The organism is Actinotalea ferrariae (assembly GCF_019733465.1).
Taxonomy (GTDB): domain Bacteria; phylum Actinomycetota; class Actinomycetes; order Actinomycetales; family Cellulomonadaceae; genus Actinotalea; species Actinotalea ferrariae_A.
This window is the reverse complement of record NZ_JACVQL010000023.1, coordinates 23,577-26,941: the sequence shown is the minus strand read 5'-3', so window position 1 is coordinate 26,941 and position 3,365 is coordinate 23,577. Positions and strand designations below refer to the sequence as shown.

Genomic DNA, 3,365 nt, shown 5'->3' with positions numbered 1-3,365 from the left:
CGCTGCCGTGGGGGCACGACCCCGTCGCCGACGAGGCCCGCGCGCGCGAGGTCATCCGCGCCAAGAGCGCGCGCTACAGCGTCGAGCACCCGCTCGCGCTGGGCGCGACCCTGGCCGGCGCCGACGACGCCGCCGTCGCGCGCACCCGCGCGGCGGGCCTGCCGCTCGGCGAGGCCTTCCAGCTGCGCGACGACCTGCTCGGGGTGTTCGGGGAGCCGGCCGCCACGGGCAAGCCCGCCGGGGACGACCTGCGCGAGGGCAAGCGGACCGTGCTCGTCGCCCGTGCCATGCGCACGGCCGAGGCGGCCGACCGCGACCTGGTCGCCGGGCACCTCGGCCGGCGGGACCTCGCCGTCGAGGACGTCGAGGAGCTGCGCGCGGCGCTCCGGCGCTCCGGGGCCGTCGGCGCGGTCGAGGCGCTCATCGACGAGCTCTCCGGACCGGCGCTCGCCGCGCTCGCGGACGCACCGCTCGTCGAGCCCGGCCGCAGCATGCTGGTCGCGCTCGGCACCGCGGTGGTCCACCGCCAGGCCTGAGAGCGGTGGCCCACCGCCAGCCCTGAGCAGGACTCACCCGCGGCAGGACTCACCCGCGCCCGCGCCCGGCTGACGCCGCGCCGACCCCGCTGGTCGCGCGACCGGCGCGGCCGGCGCGCGACCCCGTCAGAGCGCCAGGGCCTGGGCGCGCCGCCGGATCTCGGTCTTGTGCCCCGCGCGCAGCGCGTCGATCGGCGTCGACGGCCGCTCGGGACCGGTGCCCAGGGACTCGAGGGACGAGTCGGGGGTGAAGAGCCAGGCGACCGCCTCGTCGTCGGAGAAGCCGGCGTCCTGCAGGAGGACGAGCGTGCCCTGCAGCGACGGGACGACCTCCCAGCCGTCGTCGGCGGTGGGCACGAGGAACCGCGCGGGGACGCTGAGGATCTTGCGCTCGCCCTGCCGGACCGCCAGGAGCTTGTCCTCCTGCAGCAGCCGCCGCACGCGACCGACGTCGGTGCCGAGGCGCTCGGCCACGTCCGGGAGGGGCAACCACTCGTCCACCAGCGCATCGAGGCTCACCCCGCCAGCCTACGGTCACCCGACCGGCGCAGGGCCCGACCTTCCGTCGGCGCGCCGACGGAGGTAGGTTTCACTCCAGTCACACCAGTCACACTGGTCACAGCAGTGACCGCGAACCGAAGGTTGAACCCATGCCGAACGCCGCGTCGAACGCCGCCCTGCGGGCTCCCGCCTCGAAGCACCGTGCCGCGCGCAGCACCGGGATGGGGCTCGCGCTCGCCGTCGTCGGCGTCGCCGGGAGCGCGGGCGCCGCGCAGGCGCAGGACTACGTCGTCCAGCCGGGTGACACCGTCAGCCACATCGCGCTGCGCACCTCGTCGACCGTGAGCGCGATCGTCAGCGCCAACGGCCTCGACTCGCGCGCCTCCATCAAGGCCGGCCAGCACCTCGTGATCCCCACCGCGCAGGCGGCCGTGCCCGTCGCGGCGCCCGCGCCGGCCGTGGTGACGCACACCGTCGCCGCGGGCGACACCGTCTCCGCGCTCGCACGACGGCACGGCACGACGACGGCCGCGATCATCAGCGCGAACGGGCTGGCCGCGAACGCACTCATCCGCATCGGCCAGGTCCTCACCATCCCGGCGGGCGGCGCCCCGGCGGCGGCGCAGCCGGCCGCAGCCGCGCCCGCACCGCAGGCGGCGAGCCACACGGTCGTCGCGGGCGACACGGTCTCGGGCCTCGCGGCGCGCTACGGGACGACGACGTCGGCCATCGTCAGCGCCAACGGGCTCGGCGCGAACGCGCTCATCCGGATCGGCCAGGTGCTCTCCGTGCCGGGCGCCTCCGCGGCGCCGACCGCCGCGCCGACCACGGCGCTCGTGGGCAGCACCTTCGCGGGGCGCACGTACCCCGCCGCGACCGTCGCGTCCGCCAACGCGAACAAGGCGACCCTCCTGTCCGTGGGCGTGCCGAGCAAGGCCGAGATGCAGCAGCTCGTCGTCGCCACGGCGCAGGCGATGGGCGTCGACCCCGCGCTCGCGCAGGCGGTGGCGTACCAGGAGTCGGGGTTCAACCACGCGTCGGTCTCCCCCGCCAACGCCATCGGCACCATGCAGGTCATCCCGACGTCCGGCCAGTGGGCCTCCGACCTCGTCGGCCGCCCGCTCAACCTCCTGGACCCGCAGGACAACGTGACCGCGGGTGTCGCGATCCTGCGCCAGCTCGTCGCGACGAGCCCGGACCTCCCCACCGCCATCGCGGGCTACTACCAGGGCGCCGCAGGCGTCGCGAAGTACGGGATGTACCCCGACACGCGCCGCTACGTCGCCAACGTCCAGACGCACATGTCGCGGTACGCCTGACGGGTTTGCGGGCCTTGCTTCCGTAGACTGCCGCCGTGGCAGCCACCCTCACGGACCCGCTCATCGGTCACCTGATCGACGGGCGCTACGAGGTGCTGTCCCGGATCGCTCGCGGCGGGATGGCGACCGTCTACCTCGCGGTGGACCGTCGGCTGGACCGCGAGGTCGCCATCAAGGTGATGCACGCCCACCTGGCCGAGGGCGGCACGGGCGCCGAGTTCGTCGCGCGGTTCCGGCGGGAGGCGCGCGCCGCCGCCCGCCTGACGCACCCCGGCCTCGTCTCCGTCTTCGACCAGGGCGTCGACGGCGAGACCAGCTACCTGACCATGGAGTACGTCGAGGGCACGAACCTGCGCCGGCGGCTCGCCGACGGTGGGCTCCCCGTGCGGGAGGCGTTCGACGTGATCGAGGCCGTGCTGGACGCGCTCGCCGCGGCGCACCGGGTCGGCCTCGTGCACCGCGACGTCAAGCCCGAGAACGTCCTGCTCGCGAGCGACGGGCGGATCAAGGTCGCGGACTTCGGCCTCGCCCGCGCCGTCACCGAGGTCACGGCGACGACGACCGGCACGGTGCTCGGCACGGTCGCGTACCTGGCACCGGAGCTCGTCGCCCACGGCGCGAGCGACACCCGGACCGACGTCTACGCCGCAGGCATCCTGCTGTACGAGATGCTCACCGGCGCGCAGCCCTTCACCGGCGCCACCCCCATCCAGATCGCCTACCAGCACGTGAACTCCGACGTCCCCCCGCCCTCGGCCGCGGTCCCGTGGCTCCCCGCCGAGCTCGACGAGCTCGTGGGCGCCCTGGCGGCGCGTGAGCCGGACGAGCGCCCGGTCGACGCGCGGGCGGCGCTCGCACTGGTCCGGCGGACCCGGGAGGCGCTCGACGACGCGACGCTCGACCGCCGCGCCGAGGCGTCGGTCGCGGCCGTCGTCGTGGCCGACGCGCCGTCGGGCACGAGTGGGGCGGTCGCGGCGGACGACGACCCGCACGCCACCGAGACGATCCA

The 3,365-nt window shown here is 75.7% G+C and carries 4 protein-coding genes; 3 read left to right on the top strand and 1 reads right to left on the bottom strand.

From position 1 onward, the window contains the following. Window positions 1-536 (top strand): polyprenyl synthetase family protein (locus ICW40_RS02490; protein WP_221652251.1); only part of this gene is annotated, 536 nt, incomplete at its 5' end. A gap of 126 nt (window positions 537-662) precedes the next feature. Here ICW40_RS02490 and ICW40_RS02485 read toward each other — a convergent pair. Continuing rightward, window positions 663-1,055: an Rv2175c family DNA-binding protein gene (locus tag ICW40_RS02485; protein WP_221652250.1), complete on the bottom strand. Its 393-nt coding sequence runs from the start codon at window positions 1,053-1,055 to the stop codon at window positions 663-665. Window positions 1,056-1,186: 131 nt separating this feature from the next. Between ICW40_RS02485 and ICW40_RS02480 the strand changes: the two genes are divergently transcribed. Then, window positions 1,187-2,356 carry a LysM peptidoglycan-binding domain-containing protein gene (locus tag ICW40_RS02480; protein ID WP_221652249.1) on the top strand — a complete coding sequence of 390 codons (1,170 nt, stop codon included), beginning with the start codon at window positions 1,187-1,189 and terminating at the stop codon, window positions 2,354-2,356. A gap of 35 nt (window positions 2,357-2,391) precedes the next feature. Further along, the coding region (locus ICW40_RS02475) for a protein kinase domain-containing protein (RefSeq protein WP_221652248.1) at window positions 2,392-3,365 on the top strand (974 nt) is incomplete at its 3' end.